This is a genomic window from Micromonospora salmantinae (assembly GCF_022230905.1).
Classification (GTDB): domain Bacteria; phylum Actinomycetota; class Actinomycetes; order Mycobacteriales; family Micromonosporaceae; genus Micromonospora; species Micromonospora salmantinae.
Window position 1 is genome coordinate 260,397 of sequence record NZ_JAKKFG010000042.1, and the last position, 24,386, is coordinate 284,782.

Below are 24,386 nucleotides of genomic sequence, written 5' to 3' on the forward strand. Positions count from 1 at the left end.
TTCAGCCGGACAGCACCAGACCCAGGTAGACCAGCGTGGTGACCACCTCGACGGTCGCGCCGAGGACGTCGCCGGTGATCCCGCCGAGGCGGCGTACCACGTGGTTGAGCAGCGGTAGCGCGACGGCGATCGCGGCGACGACGGCCAGCGGCCCCTGCCACGGACGGCCCGGCACCGCGGGCACCGCAAGCAGCACGACGGCGATCGCGCCGGCGGCCACCGCGACCGGGCCGACCGTGCCGGCGACCAGCGCGCCCAGCCCGTCGGGCCGGGCCGCCGGCACTCCCCGCCGGCAGGCCACAGTGACACCGAGTCGCCCGGCCGCGGTCGCCGCGACCACCGCCGCGACGCATGCCGGCCAGGACCGACCGGCGAGGTCGGCGAGCGCCGCGGCCTGCACCAGGAGTACGACCACCAGGGCGACCACCCCGAACGGGCCGACGTCCGGCTTCTTCATGATCTCCAGGGCGGCAGCGCCCCGGCGGTACGAGCCGAGCGCGTCCACGGTGTCGGCCAGCCCGTCCAGGTGCAGCCCTCTGGTGAGCAGCGCGGCGACGCCGACTGTCACACCGGCCGCCACCAGCGGTGGGGCGAGCGCCCCGGCCAGCAGCAGCAGACCGGCCAGCAGGGCGCCGAGCAGCGCGCCGACCACCGGGGCGAGGGTCATCGCCGTGCCGGCGACCGGGCGATCGATGCGTCCGGCCCGCACCGGCAGCGTGGTGAACGTGGTGACCGCCAGCCGGGCTCCCGCGAGCAGCCGTGGCTCAGCCGGCACGCCAGCCCGACGCCGGCTGCTCGTCCGCCCCGGTGCTGGCCGGGCCCGGCCCGGCCGGCTCCGGCTCGGCGAAGTCGGGCTCGGTCGAGTCGGGCTCGGTGAGAGCCGGGTCGGCGTAGCTCGGGTCGGTGGACTCCGGCTCGTCGGGGGCCGGGCCGGTGTCGTCGGTGCCGGCCAGCGACGGGTGGACCGGCAGCGCGGCGGACAGCGCCAGCACCGAGCGCAGCAGCGGCAGCGCGACCAGCGCGTTCGCGCCCTCGCCGAGATCCATCCGCAGGTCGAGCAGCGGGGTGAGGCCCAGTACGTCGGCGGCGAGCCGCACGGCGGGGTGCCCGCCGTGGTCGGCCAGCAGGCACCAGTGCCGGGCCTGCCCGGCCAGGTCACGGCTCACCATGCCGGCGGCCAACCCGACCGGCCCGTCGAGCAGCACCGGCACCCGGCGGGCGGTCGCGCCGAGCAGCACACCGGTGGCCACCGCCACGTCGCCACCGCCCAGTTCGGCCAGGATGTCCTTGGCGCCGCGCGACGAGCGTCGGGTGCGGTGCAGCGCATCGCGTACCGCCGCGCAGCGGATCATCCACGCCGCGTCGTCGATCTCGCCGGAGTCGGTGATCACCCGGCCCAGCACGGCGGGCGGCTCCGCGCCCGCTGTCGCCGCGAGCACCGCCGCGGCCGCCGCCTCGGTGCCGGCGCCGCACGCGCCGAGCACCAGCAGTTGTACGCCGGCGTCGGCGGCCTGCTCGGCCAACCGCCAGCCGTAGCGCAGCGCGGACTCCACCTGTTCCGGCGCGAGGGCCGGCTGGTCTTCGATCGGCGCGGAGGCCGGAGTGTCCACCACCTGGAGACTCGCGCCGCTCTCGGCGGCCAGCCGCGCCAACGCGCCCTGGCCGGCGCGGGCCTGTGCGGCGCGGCGCGCCGAGTCACCGGCGACGGTGCCGGCCGCCGCCCCGCCGGCGTGGTCGCCGTGCAGCAGCAGCACCCGAACCGAGCCCCAGGCGGCGGGGGTCGAGGTGCCCTGGGTGGCGGCGGCGAAGCCCACCACCCGGTCCAGCACGCCCAGCCCGGCACCCGGTACGTCCAGCGTGGCCAGCCGGTCGACCGCCTGCGGGCCGGCGTACTCGTCGGGCATCGGCAGCTCCATGCCGGGCTGGATGACCAGCCCGGTGGACACCATCGGTAGCGCCATTGTCGGCGCGGCCCACGGGTTGCCCGGCTCCCCGGTCGGGGCGGCCGGCGGCGTGGGAGTCAGCACGTCGGGCAGCTGCACCTCGGGGGTGGGCTCGCTGTCGGCCAGGCTCGCCACGACCGGTGCGGTGGCGGCAGCCGTCGGCGCGGTCGCAGTGGCGGGAACGGACGGTTCGGTCGCGGTGGTGGCCGGCTTGAGCCAGACCGGCTGGCCGGCGACGACCAGTACGACCGCGTCGCAGGCGTCGGCGACCGCGCGGTTGGCCGCGCCCAACGCGTCGGTGAACGCCCGGCCCAGCGGGGTGGTCGGCACCAGCGACAGCCCCACCTCGGGGCTCACCAGCACCACCCGGGCGGCACACCCGCGGATCGCCTCGGCCAGCTCGGTGATGGTCGCCACGTCGTCGGCGGGCTGGTGGTCCGGGTCGAGCAGCACCGTCACCCAGCCGCCCAGGTCGTCGACGAGCAGCATCTCGTTGGGCTCGGCGGACTCGAGCACGTCGGCCAGCCGGCGCGGGTCCTCGGTGGTCTCCTCGGTGGTCCAGCTGCCCGGCCGTCGGGCGCGGTGCGCCGCCAGCCGGGTCGCCCACTCGGTGTCCTCCGGGTCGCCCTCGGGCGCGGTGGCGACGTAGCGGACCACCGGCGCGTCGGTGACCAGGGACTCGGCGAACTCGGACTTGCCGGACCGGATACCGCCGAGCACCAGGACCGTGTTCCACCCGTCTACGGACATGCCCGTACCTTAAGGCCGCCCAGGGTTGCGGTGCCTGCCGGCCCGTCGTTCAGTCGCAGTGCTCGAACCCGCTGCCGTAGCTGACTCCGCCGGTGGAGCCGCCCCACTTGACGCACGTCCCGGCGGCGCTGGCCCGCACCGGTCCGGCGTAGTAATCGAAGGACCCGCTGTCGGTGCTGCGTGCCCGCCCCTGCACCTCCAGGTACGCCGAGGCGGCCGACTTCGCGCCGACCGCGGTGTCCTTCAGGGTCACCACGCAGTTGGTGCCGGTGCCCGCGTGGTACAGCAGGAAGACCCGACCCTTGCGCTGCCCGTCACTACCGGTCAGCGTCGCCGAGTCGATCACCTGGTAGCCGCTGCCGCACGCCTGTGCCGCCGTGTACGGGTTGGGCCGGCTGGACGAGGTGCGGCTGGGCGTCGGTCGGCTGCTGGCCGTACCGGTCGGTGTGCTGCCCGGCGTCGCGGTGCGCGTGTCCGGGGCGGGGGTCGGCGCGTCGGCCCCTCCGACGGAGCCGGTCGGCGCGGCGGACGCGGTGCGGTTGGCGCCCGGGGCGCCGCTGGGCGTGGATCCCGAGGTGCTCGCACCTTCGTCGTCGAGCGCGCCGCCGCCCGGGGCCGCCGCCGATTCGCCGGCCAGGGCGGGCGGAACGTCGGCCCCACCCTGCTCTCCGTCGGGCCGCAGGGCCGCCACGGCCACGGCGATCAGTGCCACGAGAGCGACCGCGCCGACCCCGACCAGCAGTTGCCGGCGTCGGCCGGACGACCCCTTCCGGAGCGCCTCCTCGCGGGTCGAGCCTGGCCCGGTCACCGGCGAGGCCGCGAAGCCCGCCGGCGTGGGCACAGCGGCGGCCCCGACCGGCGCGGAGGGCCCGGTCGGCGTCGACCCGGCCAACGGCGTCGGTGCGCCGGAGGGCGTCGGCACGGGCGTCGGTGCGGGCGGTGTAGCGGCCGGGGTGACCGGAAGAGCCGAGGGTGTCCCGGGAGTGGGTACGGCCAGCGCCCACGGTGGGCGGGCCGAGACCGGAATGCTCGCCAGAGTCGCGTCGCGGGCGTCGGCGGCGGCAGCGGCCAACTCGGCGGCGCTGCCGAACCGGTCCTCCGGACGCTTGGCCAGCGCGCGGCTCACCACTGCGGCAACCGCCGGTGGGGTGTCCGCCGGTAGTGCCGCCGCGTCCTCCTGGGCGTGCCGCAGCGCCACCGCGAGGGGGTTGTCACCGTGGAAGGGCGGCTGCCCGGCAAGGCAGAAGTACGCCACCGCGCCGAGCGCGTAGATGTCGGTGGCGGCCGAGACCGGCTGCCCGGTGGCCTGCTCGGGAGACATGTACGAGGCGGTGCCGAGCACCATGTTCGCGGCGGTGAGCCCGGCCATGGTGCGGGACCGGGCGATGCCGAAGTCGACGAGCACCACAGTGCCGTCGTCCTTGACCAGCAGGTTGCCCGGCTTCACGTCCCGGTGCACGATGCCGGCGAGGTGGGCGGTGTGCAGCGCGTCGGCGGCCTGGGCCAGCACCGACATGGTGGTGGCCGGATCCAGCCGCGTGACCGCGCGCACCCGGGCGGACAACGGTTCGCCGTCGACGTACTCCATCACCAGGTAGTCGACCTGGCTGCCGTCGTCGAGCGTGGCCTGCCCCACGTCGTGCACCGGCACCACGCCGGGGTGCCGCAGCGCGGCCAGCATCCGCGCCTCGGCCCGGAAGCGGGCGGTGAACTCCGGATCGGCGACCAGCGACGGCAGCAGCACCTTCACGGCGACCTCGCGTTCCAGCAGCACGTCAGTGCCGCGCCAGACCGCGCCCATCCCACCCGTCGCCACCCGCTCGCCCAGCCGGTACCGGTCGCCGAGCAGCACTCCCCGTGTCAGCACCAAGCCACCGTACCGGCCGGCGTCGATCGGATTGATCCACCCCGTGGGCCCCCGCCGGGGCGAGCGAGCGGCCGTTGCGCGCCGGGCCGACTACGCTGGCGAGGGTTCGTCCCACGGGGACTTCAGCGGCGAGGGGAGACGCGGCATGGCGTGGAGCTGGCGGTACGAGGGCACGGACGGTCAGACGGTCGAGGGACCGGCGGAGTCGTTCGGCAGCCAGGCCGACGCCGAATCCTGGATCGGTCAGACCTGGCGGGAGCTCGCGGCGTCCGGCGTCACCTCGGTCGCGCTCGTGGAGGACGACCGGGTGGAGTACCGGATGAGCCTGCTGCCCACGGCCGAGTGATGGCCTACGACCGCCCGGGCGGTGACGGGCTGGTCCTCGGCGTGCCCAAGGCGGCGTTCCGGCCCAGCCCGGTCTTCCTCGGCCTGGTCGCGCTCTTCGCGGTCAGCGGGGTGCTGACCTGGAACGGGTACGGCAGCGTCCGGTTCAACGTGTTCCTGTTCGTGGTGTCCGGCTGGCTGGTGTCGCTCTGCCTGCACGAGTACGCCCACGCGGTGGTGGCCTACCGGGCCGGCGACCGGGACATCGCCCATCGCGGCTACCTGACGCTCAACCCGTTGAAGTACACCCACCCGTTGCTGTCGATCGTGCTGCCGGTGGTGGTGGTGCTGCTCGGCGGCATCGGCCTGCCGGGTGGCGCGGTCTGGGTGGACCGGCACGCCATCCCGGGTCGACTGCGGCACACCCTGGTCAGCCTCGCCGGCCCGGCGACCAACGTGCTGTTCACGCTGGTGCTGGTGGCGGCGGTGCGGCTCGGCACCCAGTCGGATGGTCCGGTGGAGTTCTGGGCCGGGGTGGCGCTGCTCGCCTTCCTCCAGCTCACCGCCAGTGTGCTGAACCTGCTGCCGGTGCCCGGCCTGGACGGCGGCAACATGATCCAGCCGTGGCTCAACCCGCAGTGGCGCAAGATGTACGACCTGTTCGCGCCGTACGGCTTCATCCTGCTCTTCGCGCTGCTGTGGAACCCGCGCATCGGCGGCTGGTTCTTCGACGCGGTCTTCGCGGTCGGTGACCTGCTCGGTCTGCCGTCGTGGCTCTACGCCACCGGCCTGGAGCTGATCCGCTTCTGGCAGTGACCGGCGACCGGGCGCAGTTGACCTGACCCGGCGACCAGACGGACCTGACCTGACCCGGCCCGGTCGGCGCGAAGCTCTCGCGCCGGCCGGGCCGGAACGGCGTCAGGGACGCTGCGCGGGGGACTCGGTCTTCGCCGCGTCCCGCTCGGTGATCGGCTCGATGATGTCGTCGATCGCCTTGAGCAGTTCGGCGTCGAGCTTCACCCCGGCCGCTTTCACGTTGTCGTGCACCTGCTCGGGGCGGGACGCGCCGATGATCGCCGACGAGACGTTCGGGTTCTGCAACACCCACGCGACGGCGAGCTGGGCCATGGTGAGCCCGGCCTGCTCCGCGAGGGGCTTGAGCTGCTGGACCCGGGTGAGCACGTCGTCGTTCATGAACCGGGAGATGAAGCCCGCGCCCGACTTCTCGTCGGTGGCCCGGGAACCGGCCGGCGGCGGCTGGCCGGGCAGGTACTTGCCGGAGAGCACACCCTGGGCCATCGGCGACCAGACGATCTGCCCGATGCCCAGCTCCTCGCTGGCCGGTACGACCTCGGTCTCGATGACCCGCCAGAGCATCGAGTACTGAGGTTGGTTGGAGACCAGCGGGATGTGCAGCTCCCGGGCGAGCGGGTGCGCGGCGCGCAGCTGCTCGGCGGTCCACTCGGAGACCCCGATGTAGTGCGCCTTGCCGGAGTGCACGACGTCGGCGAACGCCTCCATCGTCTCTTCCAGCGGCGTGCTGTAGTCGTACCGGTGGGCCTGGTAGAGGTCCACGTAGTCGGTACGCAGCCGGCGCAGCGAGCCGTTGATCGACTCCATGATGTGCTTGCGGGACAGGCCACGGTCGTTGCGGCCGGGCCCGGTCGGCCAGTAGACCTTGGTGAAGATCTCCAGGCCCTCGCGGCGCTCGTTCTGCAGCGCCCGGCCGAGCACGTCCTCGGCGCGCGTGCCGGCGTACACGTCGGCGGTGTCGAAGGTCGTGATCCCCGCATCGAGGGCGGCCCGGACGCAGGCGAACGCCGCGTCCTCCTCGACCTGCGAACCGTGGGTGATCCAGTTGCCGTACGAGATCTCGCTGACCATCAGGCCGGAACGGCCCAGGTGTCGGAATTCCATGCACCGACCCTAGCTCCAGTGGATCAACACCGGCGACCGGTGACTCAGAGCACCGGGTTGGCGTCGGTGAGTAGCCGGTCGATCTCCTCCAGCACCTCGGTGCGATCGCGGTGCACCGGATCGATGAGCGGCACGCCGCGCCGGTCCAGCGCGCCCCACCGCCCGTTGTCGCTCTCGATCAGGAACGCCACCGGGTGGACGACCAGCATCCGGTGCGCCGGCGGGACCAGCACCGTGCCGGTGCGGTCCACCACGCCCCGCCGACCCCCGACGTCGACCACGGCGAGCCCCTCGTCGGTGAAACCGTCGATCTGCTGGCCGTCGGCCAACTCGGTGACGAAGCCGTGGTAGCGGGTGGGCACGATGACCCGACCGGTCCGGTCGACCGCGCCCCACCCCTCGCGCCGTACCGCGGCCAGCCCACGCCGGAACGGTCGTACCTCGGCGAAGTTGGGCGCGACCTGCACTGCCCCGGTCGCGTCGATCGCCGTCCAACCACCCTCGCCGACCACCCAGGCCAGGCCGTCGCTGAACGGCTGTGCGGCCCGGAAGGACGGCGGGATCACCGTCGTACCGAGCAGGTTGATCAGCGACCAGCGGTCGGTGTCCGGCCGGCGGACCCAGGCCAACCCGTCGTGGAAGGGCTGCGCCTCGGCGTACCGGGCGGGGACGACCACGTCGCCGTCCTGGCTGGTGTAACCCCACAGCGACCCGTCCCGGTCCGGCAACGGGGGTCGGTCCCGGTCGAGCACCTCGTCCCGACCCCGGGGGTACGCCCCGAAGCCATCCGCCTCGGCCCGGACGGTGACCGCGTCGAGGGCCACCCGGACCCGGTCCAGCAGTTCGGCGTCGCCCGCGCCGCGCAGGTCGAGCGCCTTCTCGAAGTGCTCGCAGGCCTCCATGAGCCGCCCCTGGTCGTAACACGACCGTCCGGCGTGCTCGTGCAGCGCGGCCCGCAGCCGGTCGGGCAACTCGACCGAGTTGGCCTGGGCGAAGAGCTGGTCGGCCTCGGCGAAGTCGCCGCGCCAGCGCAGCACGTGGGCCAGCCGGGCCTGGGCCAGCGCGGTCCGGCGCAGCTCGCCGGTGGCCTCTGCGTAGGTGAGGGCGAGCCGACCGTCGGCCAGCGCGTCGTCCAGGTCGCCGAGAATCCGCGAGGCCACCGCCCGCAGGCTGAGCAGCCGGGCGCGGGCACGGTTGTCGACCGCCGAGCCCAACTTCTCGGTCAGCCGCCGCCGAATGGCCCGCAGGTCGTCCGGCTCCGTCAGCTCCTCGCGCAGGGTGACCGGGTCCAACCGCCACCGGTACGCGGCCAGCACCTGCTCCGGGTCGCCCGGGTCGGCCAGCGACGGGCGGGTCACCACCGGCGGTGCGTCGTCGGGTGGCGCGGACACCGGCTCGTTCTCCCCGTCCGAGCCGCTCCTCGGGCCGGGTACGGCGGAGGCGGGTGGCCCGGACGTCGGCACCACCGAAGCCGGCGGCCCGGAGACGGGCGCTGCGGCGGGCGGCGGGGTCGAGGCCGGCGGTGCGGTCATGGGCGTGGCGGCTGGCGGCGCGGAGACGGGCGCTACGGAGTACGGCTGCGCTGACGCGGGCGGTGCGGACACCGGGGCTGCGGTCGGCGCTGGCGGTGTGGAGACGGGCGCCGCGGCGGATGCTGGCGGCGCGGAGACGGGGGCTGCGGGCGGGGCGGATACCGGCGGTGCCGGAGGTGCGGAGACCGGCGTGACCGGGACCGGCGGTGCCGAGACGGGCCGGCTCGTGTCGTCCGCAGCCGTGACGTGCTGCGCCGCGTCGTCCCGCCAGTCGTCGAATCGCGAGCCGTCCGGCGGGCCCGCGCTCGCATCGTCGATCGCGTCCGTCGGCTCGTCGGGTGGCGCGAGTTCGTCCGTCGGGTCGTACTCGACCGGATCGGTGTCCTCGCCGGGCGAATCGGCGACTGGCTGCTGGTCGGCCTCGCCCTCGGCTTCGAGGCCGGCTTCGGTCCGCTGGTGGGGCATCGCGACGACAGGTGCGCCGGAGACGGGCTGGTCGCCCTCCAGCGTTCCCGTGTCGAAAGCGGGCTGCGGGTCGTCGTCCAGGTCGTCCGCCCAGAGCCGAGGGGCACCGGAGACGGGGTGGGCGGGCGGCCCGGAGACCGGGTCGAACGCCTCGTCTGGTGTCGACCCGCTGGTGTGCTCGTCGGCCACGTCGAGGTGGCTGTCGGCCGTCGACGTCGACGTCTGCGCGTCCGGTGCGACCGGTGTCACGGAGAGGTCGGGGTCGCCGACCGTCGACTCGTCGTCGACCGGGTCGAACGACCGCTGGTCCGTCGCCGGCTCGGCCTGGTCGGATTCGGCGGGCTGAGCGGGGCTGAACCACGCCTCCGGCCCGCGGGTGCCCGGAACGTCGTCCGGCTCGTGAACGGCCGCCACCGGCTCTTCCGAAGGCGCTGGGGGTACGTAGCGGCGCGGCGTACCGGGGGCCGGCGGGAGCGCCGGCGCGACTTCCGCCGCCGGTGGCTGCGGGGCCGCCGGAGCCGGAACCTCCGGGGTCGGGTCGGCCGGGGTCGGGTCGGGACGGGTCGCCGGTGGCGGCGGTGCCTGCCAGGTGGGTGGCGGGGCCACCGACGGGCGCGCGTCCGCCGTCGGGGTCAGTCGCTCCGGCGAGTACGGGCGCTGCTGCGCGGCCGGGCGATCCCCGGGGTGCGGCCGCTCCGCCGGGGGCGAGCGGTCGGGGGAGGTCGGGCGGCGGTCGGTCGGTGGGGTGCCGGCCAACGGGTCGCCGACCCTACGGCGGTCCGGGTCCGGCTCCTCGCCGCGCCGTTGGTCCGCCGGACGGTCCTTGGTGTCCGGGCCGGGGTAACGCGGCGGGGCGGGATGCGCGCCGGACGCCGGTGGCGGTTCGGCCAGCGACCGGCGGCCCGATGCTGGCGGGGCATCCGAGCGTTCGTCGGCGCCGGGCGGGTCCACCGGCGCGGGCAGGTACTCCAGCCGCAGGCGCGCGGCGGGTGGCCCGGAGACGGGCCGGTCGGAGGCGGGGGAGACGGGGGCGGCCGACACCGGCCGGTCCCAACCGGTCGCGGCGGGGGAGACGGGAGCGGCCGACACCGGCCGGTCCCAGCCGGGGGAGACGGGTGCTGGCGACACCGGTCGGTCCCAGCCGGGGGAGTCGGGTGCCGGCGACACCGGTCGCTCCGGGGCGGCCGGGGCGGATGACACCGGTCGGTCCCAGCCGGGGGACACGGGTGCTGGCGACACCGGTCGCTCCGGGGAGACCGGTGGGACCGGCATGGCACGGCCGGAGGCGGGCGGCGCCGTCGCGGCCGGACGTACCTGTCGCTCGTCGTACCGTGCCGGAGTGGCCGCCGGGCGCTCGTCTGGCCGGGACGGCGTGGCCGCCGGCCGGTCGGGCCGGGCGGCCGGCCGCGACGCGATGCCCGGCTCGGCGCTGCGGTACGGGTCGGGGCTGCGGTGCGGGTCCGTGCTGCGATGCGGCTCGGTCGGGCGGTGCGGGTCGGGGCTGCCGTGTGGGTCGGTGCGGTGCGGGTCGGTGGTGCGGTGCGGGTCCGTGGTGCGGTGCGGATCGGTGCGGTGGCCGGGCTCCCGGGTGCGGTCCGGGGTGCGCTCCTGGCGCACCGGACCCGGTGCTGGCCAGGGCAGACTGCCGTCCGACCGTTGGCCCGGCTGTGGCCGGGGCTCGCGGTAGGCGTCCTCACGAGGCGCGTCCTCGCGGTACCCGTTGTCGCGGTAGGTGTCCGGGCGGGTCTGCTCGCGGGGTCGCCGGTCCGGGTACGCCTCGGCGCGGGCCGCCGCCTCACGGGGCTGCTGCCGGTGCGGCTCGGTGTCGGGTCGCCGCCGGTCGTCGTCGAGGCGCGGCTGGTCGGGCAGGTCCGACTCGGGGCGACGCCGCCGTCCACCGTTGGGTGAGGGCGCTGCGCCGTTCCCCTCGTCCGCGCGGTAACGCGGCTCCGGGCGGCGCAGGTCGTCGGCGGCCCGGTCCGGGTACCCGTCGGCGCGGTATCGCGTGCGGCCGTCCACGGGTGCCCACGGGTCGACCGCGTCGGCGATGCGACCGTCAGGGTCGCGGGTGGGTCGGACGCCGTACCCGTCGCCGGTGTGCCGCTCGTAACCGGCGGCCGGTCGTTCCGGTGTGCCGCGCCGACGTGGTGTGTCGTCCGGCTCCGACACCCAGCCAGGTTCGGGCCGGGGCGCGGGGGAGACCGGCGGAGAGCCCCGGTAACCCCGATCCCGCTCGGTGGGCTCCTGCCGGGGACGGCGGCTGTCGTACCGCTCGGGGGTGGGCTGGTCCCGGTGCCAGGCGGCTTCCCGCGCGGGCCCCCGCTCGTCGGCGGGGCGTCGGTCGGACCAGGCGGTACGTCGGTCCGACTCGGGGGAGCGGCGGTCGTCGCGGCGGGGTGGCTCCGGCAGCGGACGACGGTACGGCTCGTGGTCGTAGTGGCGGGAGTCGGCGTTGTCGGGCCGGCCGTAGGCGGACGTGTCCGCCGAGCGCTCGTCGCCGCGGAGTCGGCCGTAGGCAGCTGCCTCGCCCGGCTCGTCGTCCACCCAGGAACGGCCCTGAGGTGCGTGTTCCGCCGGTGGTTCGTCGGACCAGGACCGGCCGAGGTAGGTGCCGTCCGGGCGGGTGGGCGCCAGCGGTGGCACCTCGGCGCGACCGGACACCGTCGCGCGGCCGCGCGGTGGCGGCTGGTGCGGCATGCCGATGTCGCCGGCGTAACGCTGGCCGGGGAACTGGGGGTGCCACTCGGTGGTCGGCTCGACCACCCAGGACGGTTCGTTCGGGTCTGACCACCGGTCGGTGTAGCGGCCGTTCATCCGTCGAGCCCGTCGCCGCACCCGGCCGCCGGGCCGATTCTCGCCGGGGGTGAGGTGTCCGCAGCCGCCGCCGGGTGACCGCTGGGCGTCCGGTCGCCGCCTGCCACGCCCCGGTGGCCGGCTCGCGTCCGCTCGCTCACGCGTTGTCACCTCGTTGCAAATTGTCGCGCTGGGGCCGCACATGCCGGTCAGATCGCCGCTCCGGCAGGCCGTGGCTGCGGATGGAGGGTAACGGCGTGGGCTCGCTCACCGCCACTGTGGTGCCGCCTACCGGCGCAAACGTTATCCCATTGGTTTCGGACATTTGGTCCTATAAGCGAATCTGGCCTCCGACCATACCGCACTCGAAGACCACCCGGCTGTGGCGGGATCGCCGTCCTCGTTCAGGGGTGTTCCATGATGAGGACGGCGAACGTACCGGGAGCGAGCGCCTCGTAACGGTGCGGCGCGTCGCCGGGGAACGTGGCGTAGTCGCCGGGGTCGAGTTCGACCGGTGCCGCCTCGGGCCCCACCCGCAGCCGGCCGGCGGCGACCACCACGTGCTCGATACTGCGCGGGGTGTGTCCCTGCCCGGCTCGGACCGCGCCGGGTTCGAGCCTGATCAGGTAGACGTCCCGGCGCAGGTGCGCCGCACCGGCGCTGAGCAGCGTTCCGCTGAAGTCGGCCTGCTCCGAGCGGACGTGCGGCCCGTCCCCGGCCCGGACGACCCGTACGCCGTCGTCGACGGGTTCCACCAGCCGGCTGAACGGCACACCGAGCGCGACGCCCAGCGCCCAGAGCGTCTCCACGCTCGGGTTTCCGGTGCCCGACTCCAGTTGAGAGAGGGTGGACTTGGCCACCCCCGCCCGGCGGGCCAGCTCGGTCAGCGAGATGCCGACCCGTTCCCGCTCCCGGCGCAGGGCGGCGGCGATGGTGGCCAGGGGGGCAGCAGGTTCCGAAGGCATGCCTTCGCTCCATTGGTCAAACGTTCGGTCTGTCGAACAACGACCGGTTCAGCATGCTGAACGCACGACAAGATCCGCGCAGTTACGGCGAAACTGCTGCCTCGGAGATGCCTGAGGCAGCAGTTTCGTTGATGTTGCGCGGATCTTGGAGGTGCGGGAGCCGGAGCCCGGGGGTCAGACCTTGTCGCCCAGCTTGACCTGGGGCGCCGGAGCGCGCATCCGCCGGAACGTGATCGACCGCATGACCGCGTAGAGGAAGAGCGAGCCCATCCGCTGGTCGGTCTTCGGGAAGCGCTCCCGGACCAACTTGCTGATCTTGCGGCAGATCAGCACCGAGTCGACGACCACACCCAGCGCCAGCGCGCCCCAGAGCACGTTGGAGATCAGCCGGACCAGCGGCGGCATTGCCGCGTTCGACCCGACCAGCACGATCAGCGCGCCGCCGAAGAACCAGGTGCCGACGGTACGCCGGGAGTCGACCACGTTGCGGGCCAGCAGCCGCTCCGGGCCGCGGTCGCGGGGGCCACCCTCGCGGCGGAACTCCGACGCCGCCTCGGCGCGCAGTTGACGGCGACGCTCCCGCTCCTCCTCCTTGGTGAGGGGACGCGTGGGGCCGGCCGGGCGACGGCCGACGGTCGGCCGCTTGGGCGTCTCCCGACCCTTGGCCGGGGTGTAACCCCGGGACCGCTCAGCGGTCTCCTCGGGGGTCACCGAGGTGACGGCCTCGTCGACGAGGTCGGTGGACTTGCGGCGAAAGAGCGACGGCACGCGGCAAGGGTAGCCAACGGTCCGCGCCCGGTGCACATCGCGGTACAACGGCCGACGGCTCCAGGTCGCAGCGCGACCCGGAGCCGTCGTATCCGAACGATGGTGACCGAGGTTACGGACGCTCGGCGTGCGCGCCCAGGTCGGCGAGCTTCGCCTCGAAGTCCTCGTAGCCCCGGTTGATCAGATCCACGCCGTACACCCGGGAGGTGCCCTCGGCCGCGAGTGCCGCGATCAGGTGACTGAACCCGGCCCGCAGGTCCGGGATGACCAGGTCGGCGGCGTGCAGCTTGCTCGGCCCGGCGATCACCGCGGAGTGCTTGAAGTTACGCCGGCCGAAGCGGCACGGGGTGCCGCCGAGGCAGTCCCGGTAGACCTGGATGTTGGCGCCCATCGAGTTGAGGGCCTCGGTGTAGCCCAGCCGCTGCTCGTAGACCGTCTCGTGGACGATCGACAGGCCGCGGGCCTGGGTCAGCGCCACGACCAGCGGCTGCTGCCAGTCGGTCATGAAGCCGGGGTGCACGTCGGTCTCCAGCGCCACAGCGTTCAGCTCGCCACCCGGGTGCCAGAAGCGGATGCCGCCCTCTTGACCGGGGTCGCCCAGCTTCGGCGCGCGGGCGTCGGTGACCTCGTACTCGCCGCCGACCGATCGGAAGATGTTCAGGAAGGTCATCATGTCGGCCTGCTGCGCGCCCAGCACCTCGACGTGACCACGGGTCGCCAGGGCGGCGGCCGCCCAGCTCGCCGCCTCGATCCGGTCCGGGATCGGCCGGTGGGTGTAGCCGTGCAGCTTGGGCACGCCCTGAATCTCGATCACCCGGTCGGTGTGGACCTTGATGATCGCGCCCATCTTCTGCAGGATGCAGATCAGGTCGATGATCTCCGGCTCCACAGCGGCGTTGCGCAGCTCGGTGACGCCCTCGGCCATCACGGCGGTCAGCAGCACCTGCTCGGTGGCGCCGACGCTCGGGTACGGCAGCGCGAACTTGGTGCCGTGCAGCCCGTTCGGCGCGGACAGGTGCAGACCCTCGGGCCGCTTCTCGACAGTGGCGCCGAACTCGCGCAGCGCCTGGAGGTGGAAGTCGATCGGGCGCGGGCCGATGTGGCAGCCACCCAGATCCGGGATGAACGCGTGCCCGAGGCGGTGCAGCAGCGGGCCGCAGAACAGGATCGGGATCCGGCTGGAACCGGCGTGCACGTTGATCTGGTCGGTGCTGGCGCTCTCCACGTTCGCCGGGTCGAAGACGAGCTCGCCGTCCTCGGTGCCGTCGGTGACCTTGACGCCGTGCAGGCCGAGCAGACCTCGCACCACCTCGACATCGCGGATCTTGGGCACGTCGAACAGCCGGCTCGGGCTGTCGCCGAGCAACGCGGCGACCATCGCCTTCGATACCAGGTTCTTCGCGCCGCGCACGCGGATCCGCCCTTCGAGCGGAGTACCTCCGTGCACAACCAGGACGTCGTCGGTCAACGCAACCTCCAGCGCGTCGGTGCTGCCGTGTTGATGGTGGGGCGCCTGAACGTTGTCGCTACCCCGGATGCGGCCATGTCGAAACGGCCCGCGTGTGTCGTCGCTTGGGCAGCATAGCCCTCGGTGACGAAAAAGGACTCGGTCACATCGGCGTGTGTGGCATTAATCGGTGATCCGGCACTTTTGCGTACCAAGAGCGCTACGGATCGTGATCAGGGCACCGTCGGCGGCGGAGTGTCCGCGCCGGGCAACGCGAGCATCTGATCAAGCGCCACCCGGGCGTGGTGCGCGGTGTCGGTGTCGACAGTGATCTGGTTGACGACCCGGCCCGCGACCAGCTCCTCCAGGGCCCAGACCAGGTGCGGCAGATCGATCCGGTTCATCGTCGAGCAGTAGCAGACGGCCTTGTCCAGGAACATGATCTGCTTGTCCGGGTGCGCCAGCGCGAGCCGGCGGACCAGGTTCAGCTCGGTGCCGAGCGCCCACGCCGAGCCGGCCGGAGCCGCCTCGATGGTCTTGATGATGTATTCGGTGGACCCGACGTAGTCGGAGGCCGTGACCACCTCGTGCCGGCACTCCGGGTGGACCAGGACGTTGACCCCGGGCACCCGCTCCCGTACGTCGTTGACGCTCTCCAGGGTGAACCGGCCGTGCACCGAGCAGTGCCCCCGCCACAGGATCATCTTGGCGTCGCGCAACTGCTCCGGCGTGAGCCCGCCACCGGGCTTGTGCGGGTCGTAGAGCACGCAGTCGTCCAGCGACAGGCCCATCTCCAGCACCGCGGTGTTGCGGCCCAGGTGCTGATCCGGCAGGAAGAGCACCTTCGACCCCTGCTTGAAGGCCCAGTCCAGGGCGCGCTTGGCGTTGGACGAGGTGCAGACCACGCCGCCGTTGCGGCCCACGAAACCCTTGATGTCGGCCGAGGAGTTCATGTACGTCACCGGCACGGTCTCGCCGGCGATGCCCAACTCGGTCAGCGTGTCCCAGGCGGCCTCGACCTGGCCCAGCACGGCCATGTCCGCCATCGAGCAACCCGCCGCGAGGTCCGGCAGGATCACCCGCTGGGTGTCGGTGGTGAGGATGTCGGCGCTCTCGGCCATGAAGTGCACGCCGCAGAAGACGATGTACTCCGCGTCCGGACGGGCCGCGGCCTCCCGGGCCAGCTTGAACGAGTCGCCCGTCACGTCGGCGAACTGGATCACCTCGTCGCGCTGGTAGTGGTGCCCCAGCACGAAGACCTTGCTGCCCAGCTTCGCCTTCGCGGCGGTGGCACGGGCCACCAGATCCGGATCGCTGGGCGCCGGCAGGTCGCCCGGACACTCGACGCCGCGCTCGGTGTCGGGGTCGCTGCCCCGGCCGAGCAGCAGCAGAGCCGTCGCCGTGTTGGAGGGTTCCACCCAGGTCGAAGTCACGTAGCCCATGGTCCCACAGCGCGAGCGCGACACAGCCTCGCTCGGTGTGGGCTGCCACACTGCTCGGCATGCGCGTGCTGCTCTGCCCGGACAAGTTCGCCGGCACCCTGTCCGCACCGGAGGTGGCCGCCGCCGTCGCCGCCGGTTGGCGCACCGTCACCGACGGAGACGATCTGCTGATCCGGCCCCTCGCGGACGGCGGACCGGGCTTCGTGGAGGTGCTCGCCGAGGCCCTCGGCGGCCGGCGGGTGCCGGTGTCGACCGTCGATCCGCTGGGCCGCCCGGCAGCCGGTGAGATCCTGCTCACCGCCGACGGCGCGACCGCCTACCTGGAGAGCGCACAGGCGTGCGGCCTGCACCTGCTCTCCGCGGCCGAGCGCGACCCGAAGACCACCACCTCGTACGGGCTGGGTCTGTTGGTGGCCGCCGCTGTGGAGAGCGGTGCCCGCGCTGTGGTGATCGGGCTGGGCGGCTCCGGCACCAACGACGGCGGCGCCGGAATGCTCGCCGCGCTGGGCGTGACCCCCCTCGACCAGGGCGGCGCCGCGCTGCCGTACGGCGGGGCGGCGCTCGCCGCGGTCGACGCGCTGGACGGCGCGGCCCGGCTGCGCGGCGTCCGGCTGGTCGCGGCCACCGACGTGGACAATCCCCTGCTCGGCCTGCACGGCGCCAGCAACGTGTTCGGCCCGCAGAAGGGCGCCGACCGGGCCGACGTTCTGCTGCTCGACGCCGCCCTGGAGCGGTTCGCGGCGGTGCTGGAACGGGATCTGGCCGGCTGCCCGGCGGGGCTCGGCTCGCTGCCCGGGGGCGGGGCCGCCGGTGGCATCGGCGCGGCGCTGCTCGCCCTGGGCGGCGACTGCGAGTCGGGGATCGGTCTGGTCACCCGGGCCACCCGACTCGACACCGCGCTGGACACCGCCGACCTGGTGATCACCGGTGAGGGGTCGTTCGACCACCAGTCGCTGCGCGGCAAGGTCGTCGCCGGGGTGGCCGGCGCCGCCCGTGACCGGGGAGTTCCCTGCGTGGTGGTGGCCGGGCAGGTGAGCACCGGCCGGCGGGAGGCCGCGTCGGCCGGGGTGACCGACGCGTACAGCCTGGTGGAGCACTTCGGCGGCGAGGAGGGCGGCGGGCTCGACGCGGCGCTGAGCCGGCCCGCGGAGGGGCTGCGCGAGCTGGGCGCCCGACTGGCCCGGCAGTGGAGCCGCTGAGCGTCCCGAGCGCCCGTGCGCCCGCCCCGACCGAGGGCCTACCTGCGGCGGGGGTCACGCCACGCGGGTGAGCCCGGCCGAGGCGGCGTACGATCGGCTGAGGACCACAACCGGGAATCACTGGACGACGCGCGACGTTGGCCAGTGCGTCCGGACCCAAACCGCGCAGGGAGACTTCCACGTGACCACGCCAGCGCAGACCGAGTCGACCGAGGCCAAGGCCCCTACTTCCGTCGTCCTCACCGACGTCGCGGCGCAGAAGGTCAAGGCCCTGATCGAGCAGGAGGGCCGCGACGACCTGCGGCTCCGCGTCGCCGTGCAGCCGGGCGGCTGCTCCGGCCTGCGGTACCAGCTCTTCTTCGACGAGCGTTCGCTCGACGGTGACGTCGTGACCGACTTCGGTGGTGTCGAGGTCGTCGTCGACCGGATGAGCGCCCCGTACCTTTCCGGCGCGACGATCGACTTCGCCGACCGGATCGACGCCCAGGGCTTCACCATCGACAACCCCAACGCGGGCAGCTCCTGCGCCTGCGGTGACTCGTTCAACTGAGTCACACCACACACCAGCGACGATGGGGCCGTTCTTCGGGACGGCCCCATCGCCGTACCGGTCGGCGGTCGCACCGGTCCGGGAGCGGTCCCGAAGGGGGCGGTGGCGGGCTGGTTGCCGTAGTCCGACCGAGCGGTGACCATCGCGTTGCCGTCCCGGTAGGCTGACCCGCGCCCTGCTCCCGACCCCGAGGGTTGACATGAAGATCGCCGTCACCGGCTCGATCGCCACCGATCACCTGATGAGCTTCCCCGGCCGCTTCGCCGACCAGCTCATCGCCGATCAACTGCACAAGGTGTCCCTCTCCTTCCTGGTGGACGACCTGGTGCTCCGCCGCGGCGGCGTGGCGGCGAACATCTCCTTCGGGATGGGTCAGCTCGGGCTGCGCCCGGTGCTGCTCGGTGCGGTCGGCGCCGACTTCGCCGACTACCGCTCCTGGCTCGAGCGCCACGGCGTGGACTGCGACTCGGTGCACATCAGCGAGGTGGCGCACACCGCCCGCTTCGTCTGCACCACCGACACCGACATGTGCCAGATCGCGTCGTTCTACGCCGGTGCGATGAGCGAGGCCCGCAACATCGAGCTGGCCCCGGTCGCCGACCGGCTCGGCGGTCTGGACCTGGTGCTGGTCGGCGCGAACGACCCCGAGGCGATGCTGCGGCACTCGGCCGAGTGCCGCACCCGCGGGTACGCCTTCGCCGCCGACCCGTCCCAGCAGCTCGCCCGGATGCCCGGCGAGGACGTGGTGGCGCTGATCGAAGGCGCCGAGTACCTGATGACCAACGACTACGAGAAGTCGCTGCTGCAGAGCAAGGCGCAGCTCAGCGACGACCAACTGCTGGACCTGGTCAAGGTGCGGGTCACCACGTTGGGCAAGCACGGTGTGGAGATCGCCGGGCGCGGCATCGACCCGATCCACGTACCGATCGCGCGGGAGATCCGCGCGGTCGATCCGACCGGTGTCGGCGACGGCTTCCGGGCCGGCTTCTTCACCGCGCTCTCCTGGGGTCTCGGCCTGGAACGCGCCGCCCAGGTCGGCTCGTTGCTGGCCACGCTGGTCCTGGAGACCGTCGGCACCCAGGAGTACGACGTCCGTCGCGACCTGTTCGTCAAGCGGCTCGCCGAGTCCTACGGCGACACCGCGGCGGAAGAGGTCCGCCCCCACCTCCTCCCGGCGTAGCCCTCACCCCCACTCCCGGCGATCTTGCACTTTCTGTCGCCGTCTCGCGGCTTCTGCACCCCTTTGTCCACGCAGAAACTGCAAGATCGCGGGGGTGGCCGGGGGCGGTGGGGCAGGGTTGGGGTTAGTGGGTGCGGCGTACGTCGTAGGCGGGGCCGTCTGGGCCGTTGACGGACCCTAGGAACTCCTGGCCGCGCATCCGGCACCAGGCGGGGATGTCGACCGCCGCCGCCGGGTCGTCGGCCAGCACCCGGACCACAGTGCCGACCGGCACCTCGGGCATCCGTCGCGCCGCCGCGATCACCGGCAGCGGGCAGCGTTGCCCCCGGCAGTCGATCACCTCGTCCGGCATCGTCACAGCCCCACCACCCCGGCCTCGGCGCGCAGCCCGGCGACGATCCCCGGCAGCTCGGTCAGGAACCGCTCCACGTCCGCCTCGGTCGTCTCCCGGTGCAGGCTGACCCGCACGTTGCCGTGCGAGAGCACCCCCATCGCCTCCAGCACGTGCGACGGACGCAACGTGGACGAGGTGCAGGACGAGCCGGACGACACGGCGAAGCCCCGCCGGTCCAGAGCGTGCAGCAACGCCTCCCCGTCGACGTACAGGCAGGAGAAGGTGACCAGGTGGGGGAGCCGGAGCACCGGGTCGCCGACCACCTCCACGTCGGGCACCTCCGCCGCTACCCGCTCCCGGACCCGGTCCACCAGGTCGGCCAACCGGGCCGCCTCGGCCGCCGCGTCGGCCGCCGCCGCGCGCAGGCTCGCCGCCGCCGCCACGACCGCGGGCAGGTTCACCACCCCGGGGGTACGTCCGCTCTCCCGCTCGTCGGCCGGCCAGGGTGACTCCCAGCGAGTGCCCTTCCGGACCGCCAGCAACCCCACTCCGGGTGGCCCGCCCCACTTGTGGGCGCTCGCCGTGAGCACCGACCAGCCGGCCGGCAGGGGCACCCGGCCCACCGACTGCGCCGCGTCCACGTACAGCGGCACACCCACGTCGGCGCAGGCCGCCGCCGCCTCGGCGACCGGCTGCACCGTCCCCACCTCGTGACTGGCGGTGATCAACGCGGCCAGTGCGACCCCCGGGGCCCGAACGGCGGTCGACCACGCGGTCAGGTCCAGCCGGCCCAACCGGTCGACCGGCACCGCGGCGGCCGTCCCGCCCGCGCCGACGTGCCGTTCCGCGGCGTGCAGCACCGCCGAGTGCTCGATCGCCGAGTGCACCAGCGTCGACCCGAACCGGCGCCGCCCCGCCAGACCGCCGAGCACCGCGCCGTGGGCCGCGGTCGTACCGCTGGGGGTGAAGGAGACCTCATCGGCGCGGACGCCGAGCGTCAGCGCGGTGGCCTCGCGGGCGGCGTCGAGCAGTTGCCGGGCCCGGCGGGCCTGCGTGTACAGCTTGCCCGGGTCGGCCCAGCCGTCGTCGAGCGCGGCCAGCAGAGCCTGCCGCGCGACCGGATGCATCGGCGCGGCGGTCGCCGCGTCCAGGTAGACCGGAGGTGCGCTCACAGACCTGCCTTCGTTCGCGGCCGCGGGGCTCGCAACCCCGGCTCACTCCTCGCGCTCACAGACCAAGAGGCTATCGCGGCGGTATGCCTAGGATCCCCCCGATGGGGGTCGGACAGTGACCCCACCACGGCCGAGTCCGTCATGGTCGAGTAATCTGCGACCGTCGGTGACGCCTTTGCCGCGGGTGCTGAGGAAAGACGCACCGCGGCGCGCTAGGGAGGCAGGACCAGGTGGTCGCAAGGAGTTCGGAGGTACGGCCGTCGGCCGTACGGCACAGCGCTTCCCCAGGGGTTGGTGGACGCCGGGGGCGTGGTGCTGGTCGCCTGGCTGGGCTCGGTCTCGGTGGCGTGGCGTTGCTGGTTCTGCTCACGGGCTGTGACGTGGGTCAGACGTTCCACGGCTTCGGCTGGCCGCAGGGCGGCATCTCGCCGGAGTCCAAGCGGATGTACGACCTGTGGATCGCCTCCTGCATCGCCGCGCTCGCGGTCGGCGTCTTCGTGTGGGGCCTGATCTTCTGGTGCGTCGTGCGGTACCGCAAGCGTGGCAACGCGCTGCCGGTGCAGACCCGCTACAACATGCCGATGGAGTTCCTCTACACCATCGCGCCGATCCTGATCGTCTCCGTGCTCTTCTACTACACGGCGATCGTGCAGACCGACGTCGACAAGTTGTCGAAGAACCCGGACGTCACCGTCGAGGTCGTCGCGTTCAAGTGGAACTGGCAGTTCAACTACCGGGACGGCCAGGGTACGGAAGCCACCACCACCGCGTCGACGCTCGGCACCAGCGAGGTCATCCCGGTGCTGGTGCTGCCGACCAACCGGTCCATCCGGTTCGAGGAGACCAGCCGCGACGTCATCCACTCGTTCTGGGTGCCGGAGCTGCTCTTCAAGCGGGACGTCATGCCGGGCAAGATCCGCAACGTGTTCGAGGTCTCGAGCCTGGACGCCGAGGGTGCCTACGTCGGGCGCTGCGCCGAACTGTGCGGCAGCTACCACGCGTTCATGAACTTCGAGCTGCGGGTGGTCTCGCCGGAGAAGTACGACCAGTTCCTGGCGGCCAAGCAGAGCGGCAAGTCCACCCAGGACGCGCTGTCCGCGATCGGTGAGCAGCCGTACGCGACGACCACGCAGCCGTTCGACACGCGGCGGACGCAGGACAACTTCAACCCGGACGACGTTCCGGCCCGCACGGGAAGCTGAGGCAGCCGCATGAAGACCGAGTGGCGTATCTTCCTGATCATCGCCGGGTTCCTCCTCGGTGCCACCATCCTCTACGGCGCCTGGACGCAGGGGGAGTCGGGCGGCGTCGAGTGGGTCGGCACCATCGCCCTGCTGCTGTCGTTCCTGCTCTGCTCGATGTGCGGTGGTTTCTTCTGGTTCGTCTCCCGCCGCATCGACCTGCGCCCGGAGGACCGCCCGGACGCTGAGATCGCCGACGGCGCCGGTGAGGTCGGCTTCTTCAGCCCGGGCAGCTACTGGCCGTTCGGTCTGGCGCTGGCCGCCGCGATCGCCGCGCTCGGCATGGTGTTCTGGCAGTACTGGCTGATCGGCGCCGGCCTGCTGGCCGTCGTCTTCTCCGCCTGTGGGCTCCTGTTCGAGTACTACAGCGGCACCCGGCGTACCGCCGAGCACTGATCCACCCGGTCGCCGTCGCGACCGACCCGGCACGACCAAGGCCCGTTCCCCGAGTGGGGGAGCGGGCCTTGGGTCATGTTCCACCCCCGCCTCGGGTGGCCCGGGCGGTGCTGCGGTCGGGCGGTGCTGTGGTCAGGCGGCGCGGCGGCGGGCGGGCTGGCGGCGGCGGGCGGCCAGCAGGGTGACCGGGAAGGCGAACGTGCCGACCACCACGGCGGCGCCGCAGTCGGTGCAGATCAGCTCTGGACAGTCGGTGCCGTGGCTGTCGACGCAGGGCGGCGCCTCGAACAGCGCCACGCCCTCGCAGACGTCGCAGTAGAGCTCGCGATGCGACACGGGCGTCTCCTCTCGGATACCAGGCGGACCGCCCCCGGATGCGACAGTGACGCACCGACGGCAGCAGAGAACTACTCAGCTGTAGTTTCCCAGACGGGTCCGACAAATCTCCGCGCACGGTCGCCCACTCATCGGCGTCCGCGGCGGTGGTGACGTCAGGCGGCGCTGGCGGTCTCGATCCAGCGGTCCAGGGTCGCGGCGGCCGCGCCGGAGTCGATCGACTCGGCGGCACGGGCCAGGCCGGCGCGGAGCGCCTCGGTCAGGTCGCCGTCCAGCGGGCCCTGGGTGGCCAGCGCCGCCGCCGCGTTGACCAGCACCGCGTCCCGGACCGGGCCCGTCTCGCCGGCCAGCAGGCGACGGGCCACGCCCGCGTTGTACGCGGCGTCACCGCCCCGCAGGTCAGCGAGGGTGGACCGGGGTACCCCCAGGTCGGTCGCGTCCAGCACGACCTCGCGTACGGTGCCGCCCTGGGCCGCCCAGATCCTGGTCGGCGCGGCCGTGGTGAACTCGTCCAGCCCGTCCTCGCCGCGCATCACGATCGCCGAGTCGCCACGGGCCGCGAACACGCTGGCCATCACCGGGGCCATCCGCAGGTCGAAGCAGCCGACCGCGCCGGCCCGAGGGCGGGCCGGGTTGGTCAGTGGGCCGAGGAAGTTGAAGAAGGTGGGCACGCCCACCTCGCGGCGGACCGGGCCGGCGTGCCGCATCCCAGGGTGGAAGCGGGCCGCGAAGCAGAACCCGATGCCGGCTTCCTCCACACAGCGGGCAACCTGCTCCGGGCCGAGATCCAGCGGGATGCCGAGGAACTCCAGCAGGTCGGCGGTGCCGCACAGGGAGGAGGCGGCCCGGTTGCCGTGCTTCACCACACGAACGCCCGTGCCGGCGACCACCAGCGCCGTCATCGTGGAGATGTTCACCGTGTGGGCGAGGTCACCGCCGGTGCCGACCACGTCGAGCGCGGTGCGGCGCAGCTCCTCGGGGAGCGTCACCGGGACCGCGCGACCGAGCATCGCCTGCACCAGGCCGGCCAGCTCCGCGGGGGTCTCCCCCTTGGCCCGCAGCGCCACGGCGAAGGCGGCGATCTGCGCCGCGCTCGCCGAGCCGGTCATGATCTCGTCCATCGCCCAGGCGGTGTCGGCGGTGGAGAGTTCGTCACCGCGCAGCAGCGCGTTGAGCAGGTGCGGCCAGGTCCGATCGCCCATGGCGGGCCTCCCGAGCATGCGAAGTGCGGGTGGGCTGGAACCGGCGCCGAGGAGATCCGGCGCCGTGGGGGTGCCGGAGGAGCGTGGGACGTCAGGCGGGTGCGTGCGTCCGCAGCAACTCGGCCACCGTGCCGCCGGTGGTCACCGGGTCGAGCGGGTGCACCAGCGTCGCGTCGACCTCGGCGTACGCGGCGAGCCATCGGTCGGCGGCGCGGGCGATCACCAGGCAGGTCGGGGGAGCGTCGTCGCGGTCGTCCTTGACCTGGCGGGCGATGCCGATGCCGCCGCCCGGGCTCGCCTCACCGTCGAGCAGCAGCAGGTCGATCTCGTAGTCGTCGACCAGCCGGATCGTCTCCGCGTAGGTCGACGCCTCGACGAACTCGATCTGCAGACCGGGAGCGGGCCGGGTGCCGACGGCCATCCGCATCCGATCACGGACCTGCGGGTCGTCGCTGTAGAGCAACACGGTGCAAAGACGATCGGTCATGCCGGAACTCCCACCTCGTAGCTGCCCGCAGATCGTACCGGTCGGCGTGACGTAGCCGACATCCCGCCCGGCGTCG

21 protein-coding genes are annotated in these 24,386 nt (G+C 73.4%); 7 read left to right on the top strand and 14 right to left on the bottom strand.

Going from position 1 to position 24,386, the window contains the following annotated elements; translation table 11 throughout:
- Position 1: 1 nt before the first annotated feature.
- The 3 genes from cobS to PSH03_RS25100 are packed head-to-tail and all read right to left on the bottom strand — an operon-like array spanning position 2 to position 4,560.
- Positions 2–775, bottom strand: coding sequence for an adenosylcobinamide-GDP ribazoletransferase (gene cobS, locus PSH03_RS25090; RefSeq protein ID WP_210787313.1), 774 nt, complete (start codon positions 773–775; stop codon positions 2–4).
- On the bottom strand, positions 765–2,693 hold the full coding sequence (locus tag PSH03_RS25095; RefSeq protein WP_238690595.1) for a bifunctional adenosylcobinamide kinase/adenosylcobinamide-phosphate guanylyltransferase: 1,929 nt from the start codon (positions 2,691–2,693) through the stop codon (positions 765–767). The genes cobS and PSH03_RS25095 overlap by 11 nt, the downstream gene beginning before the upstream one ends.
- Positions 2,694–2,742: 49 nt before the next feature.
- Positions 2,743–4,560, bottom strand: coding sequence for a serine/threonine-protein kinase (locus tag PSH03_RS25100; protein ID WP_238690596.1), 1,818 nt, complete (start codon positions 4,558–4,560; stop codon positions 2,743–2,745).
- A 145-nt stretch (positions 4,561–4,705) separates the two neighbouring features.
- Here PSH03_RS25100 and PSH03_RS25105 point away from each other — a divergent pair, with 145 nt between their 5' ends.
- Together PSH03_RS25105 and PSH03_RS25110 are read left to right on the top strand one after the other, a co-directional pair.
- Complete coding sequence (locus PSH03_RS25105) at positions 4,706–4,906, top strand: hypothetical protein (RefSeq protein WP_030337978.1); 201 nt, start codon at positions 4,706–4,708, stop codon at positions 4,904–4,906.
- Positions 4,906–5,700 carry a site-2 protease family protein gene (locus PSH03_RS25110; protein ID WP_238690597.1) on the top strand — a complete coding sequence of 265 codons (795 nt, stop codon included), beginning with the start codon at positions 4,906–4,908 and terminating at the stop codon, positions 5,698–5,700. Before PSH03_RS25105 ends, PSH03_RS25110 begins: the two co-directional genes overlap by 1 nt.
- A 102-nt stretch (positions 5,701–5,802) precedes the next feature.
- Here PSH03_RS25110 and PSH03_RS25115 read toward each other — a convergent pair whose 3' ends face one another.
- The 6 genes from PSH03_RS25115 to nadA all read right to left on the bottom strand — a co-directional run bounded on the left by PSH03_RS25115 (position 5,803) and on the right by nadA (position 16,204).
- On the bottom strand, positions 5,803–6,801 hold the full coding sequence (locus tag PSH03_RS25115) for an aldo/keto reductase family protein (protein ID WP_112589150.1): 999 nt from the start codon (positions 6,799–6,801) through the stop codon (positions 5,803–5,805).
- A 44-nt stretch (positions 6,802–6,845) separates the two neighbouring features.
- Entirely contained in the window at positions 6,846–11,612 is a 4,767-nt protein-coding gene (locus tag PSH03_RS25120) for a WG repeat-containing protein (RefSeq protein ID WP_238690598.1), read from the bottom strand.
- A 383-nt stretch (positions 11,613–11,995) separates the two neighbouring features.
- Positions 11,996–12,556, bottom strand: coding sequence for a helix-turn-helix domain-containing protein (locus tag PSH03_RS25125; protein ID WP_238690599.1), 561 nt, complete (start codon positions 12,554–12,556; stop codon positions 11,996–11,998).
- A gap of 174 nt (positions 12,557–12,730) precedes the next feature.
- Positions 12,731–13,324 (bottom strand): DUF3043 domain-containing protein, encoded by a 594-nt coding sequence (locus tag PSH03_RS25130; protein WP_091407492.1) that lies wholly within the window; start codon positions 13,322–13,324, stop codon positions 12,731–12,733.
- A 112-nt stretch (positions 13,325–13,436) separates the two neighbouring features.
- Positions 13,437–14,792 (bottom strand): UDP-N-acetylglucosamine 1-carboxyvinyltransferase, encoded by a 1,356-nt coding sequence (gene murA / locus PSH03_RS25135; protein WP_110564159.1) that lies wholly within the window; start codon positions 14,790–14,792, stop codon positions 13,437–13,439.
- 212 nt (positions 14,793–15,004) lie between these two features.
- Positions 15,005–16,204: a quinolinate synthase NadA gene (gene nadA, locus PSH03_RS25140; protein ID WP_238690600.1), complete on the bottom strand. Its 1,200-nt coding sequence runs from the start codon at positions 16,202–16,204 to the stop codon at positions 15,005–15,007.
- 68 nt (positions 16,205–16,272) lie between these two features.
- On the opposite strand from nadA, the gene PSH03_RS25145 reads away from it, so the two are divergent.
- The 3 genes from PSH03_RS25145 to PSH03_RS25155 all read left to right on the top strand — a co-directional run bounded on the left by PSH03_RS25145 (position 16,273) and on the right by PSH03_RS25155 (position 19,142).
- Positions 16,273–17,412, top strand: a complete 1,140-nt coding sequence (locus PSH03_RS25145; protein ID WP_210785102.1) for a glycerate kinase family protein — start codon at positions 16,273–16,275, stop codon at positions 17,410–17,412.
- Positions 17,413–17,593: 181 nt separating this feature from the next.
- Positions 17,594–17,962, top strand: a complete 369-nt coding sequence (gene erpA / locus PSH03_RS25150; RefSeq protein WP_091407494.1) for an iron-sulfur cluster insertion protein ErpA — start codon at positions 17,594–17,596, stop codon at positions 17,960–17,962.
- Between the two features lie 199 nt (positions 17,963–18,161).
- Complete coding sequence (locus tag PSH03_RS25155) at positions 18,162–19,142, top strand: carbohydrate kinase family protein (RefSeq protein WP_124820724.1); 981 nt, start codon at positions 18,162–18,164, stop codon at positions 19,140–19,142.
- A 124-nt stretch (positions 19,143–19,266) separates the two neighbouring features.
- Here the strand turns inward: PSH03_RS25155 and PSH03_RS25160 are convergent, their stop codons facing one another.
- Together PSH03_RS25160 and PSH03_RS25165 are read right to left on the bottom strand one after the other, a co-directional pair.
- Complete coding sequence (locus PSH03_RS25160; protein ID WP_091407500.1) at positions 19,267–19,500, bottom strand: sulfurtransferase TusA family protein; 234 nt, start codon at positions 19,498–19,500, stop codon at positions 19,267–19,269.
- Positions 19,497–20,648, bottom strand: coding sequence for a cysteine desulfurase family protein (locus tag PSH03_RS25165; RefSeq protein WP_210785097.1), 1,152 nt, complete (start codon positions 20,646–20,648; stop codon positions 19,497–19,499). Before PSH03_RS25165 ends, PSH03_RS25160 begins: the two co-directional genes overlap by 4 nt.
- Positions 20,649–20,878: 230 nt before the next feature.
- Between PSH03_RS25165 and ctaC the strand changes: the two genes are divergently transcribed.
- A complete protein-coding gene (gene ctaC, locus PSH03_RS25170) occupies positions 20,879–21,850 on the top strand; it encodes an aa3-type cytochrome oxidase subunit II (RefSeq protein ID WP_210785096.1) in 972 nt (323 codons plus the stop codon).
- 9 nt (positions 21,851–21,859) lie between these two features.
- On the top strand, positions 21,860–22,285 hold the full coding sequence (locus PSH03_RS25175) for a cytochrome c oxidase subunit 4 (protein ID WP_210785095.1): 426 nt from the start codon (positions 21,860–21,862) through the stop codon (positions 22,283–22,285).
- Positions 22,286–22,417: 132 nt separating this feature from the next.
- On the opposite strand, the gene PSH03_RS25180 is transcribed toward PSH03_RS25175, so the two are convergent.
- The 3 genes from PSH03_RS25180 to PSH03_RS25190 form a co-directional block, all read right to left on the bottom strand.
- Complete coding sequence (locus tag PSH03_RS25180; protein WP_210785094.1) at positions 22,418–22,621, bottom strand: hypothetical protein; 204 nt, start codon at positions 22,619–22,621, stop codon at positions 22,418–22,420.
- Positions 22,622–22,776: 155 nt separating this feature from the next.
- Positions 22,777–23,823 (bottom strand): anthranilate phosphoribosyltransferase, encoded by a 1,047-nt coding sequence (trpD, locus tag PSH03_RS25185; RefSeq protein ID WP_238690601.1) that lies wholly within the window; start codon positions 23,821–23,823, stop codon positions 22,777–22,779.
- 91 nt (positions 23,824–23,914) lie between these two features.
- On the bottom strand, positions 23,915–24,310 hold the full coding sequence (locus PSH03_RS25190; RefSeq protein WP_091407513.1) for a helix-turn-helix domain-containing protein: 396 nt from the start codon (positions 24,308–24,310) through the stop codon (positions 23,915–23,917).
- Between the last annotated feature and the right edge of the window lie 76 nt (positions 24,311–24,386).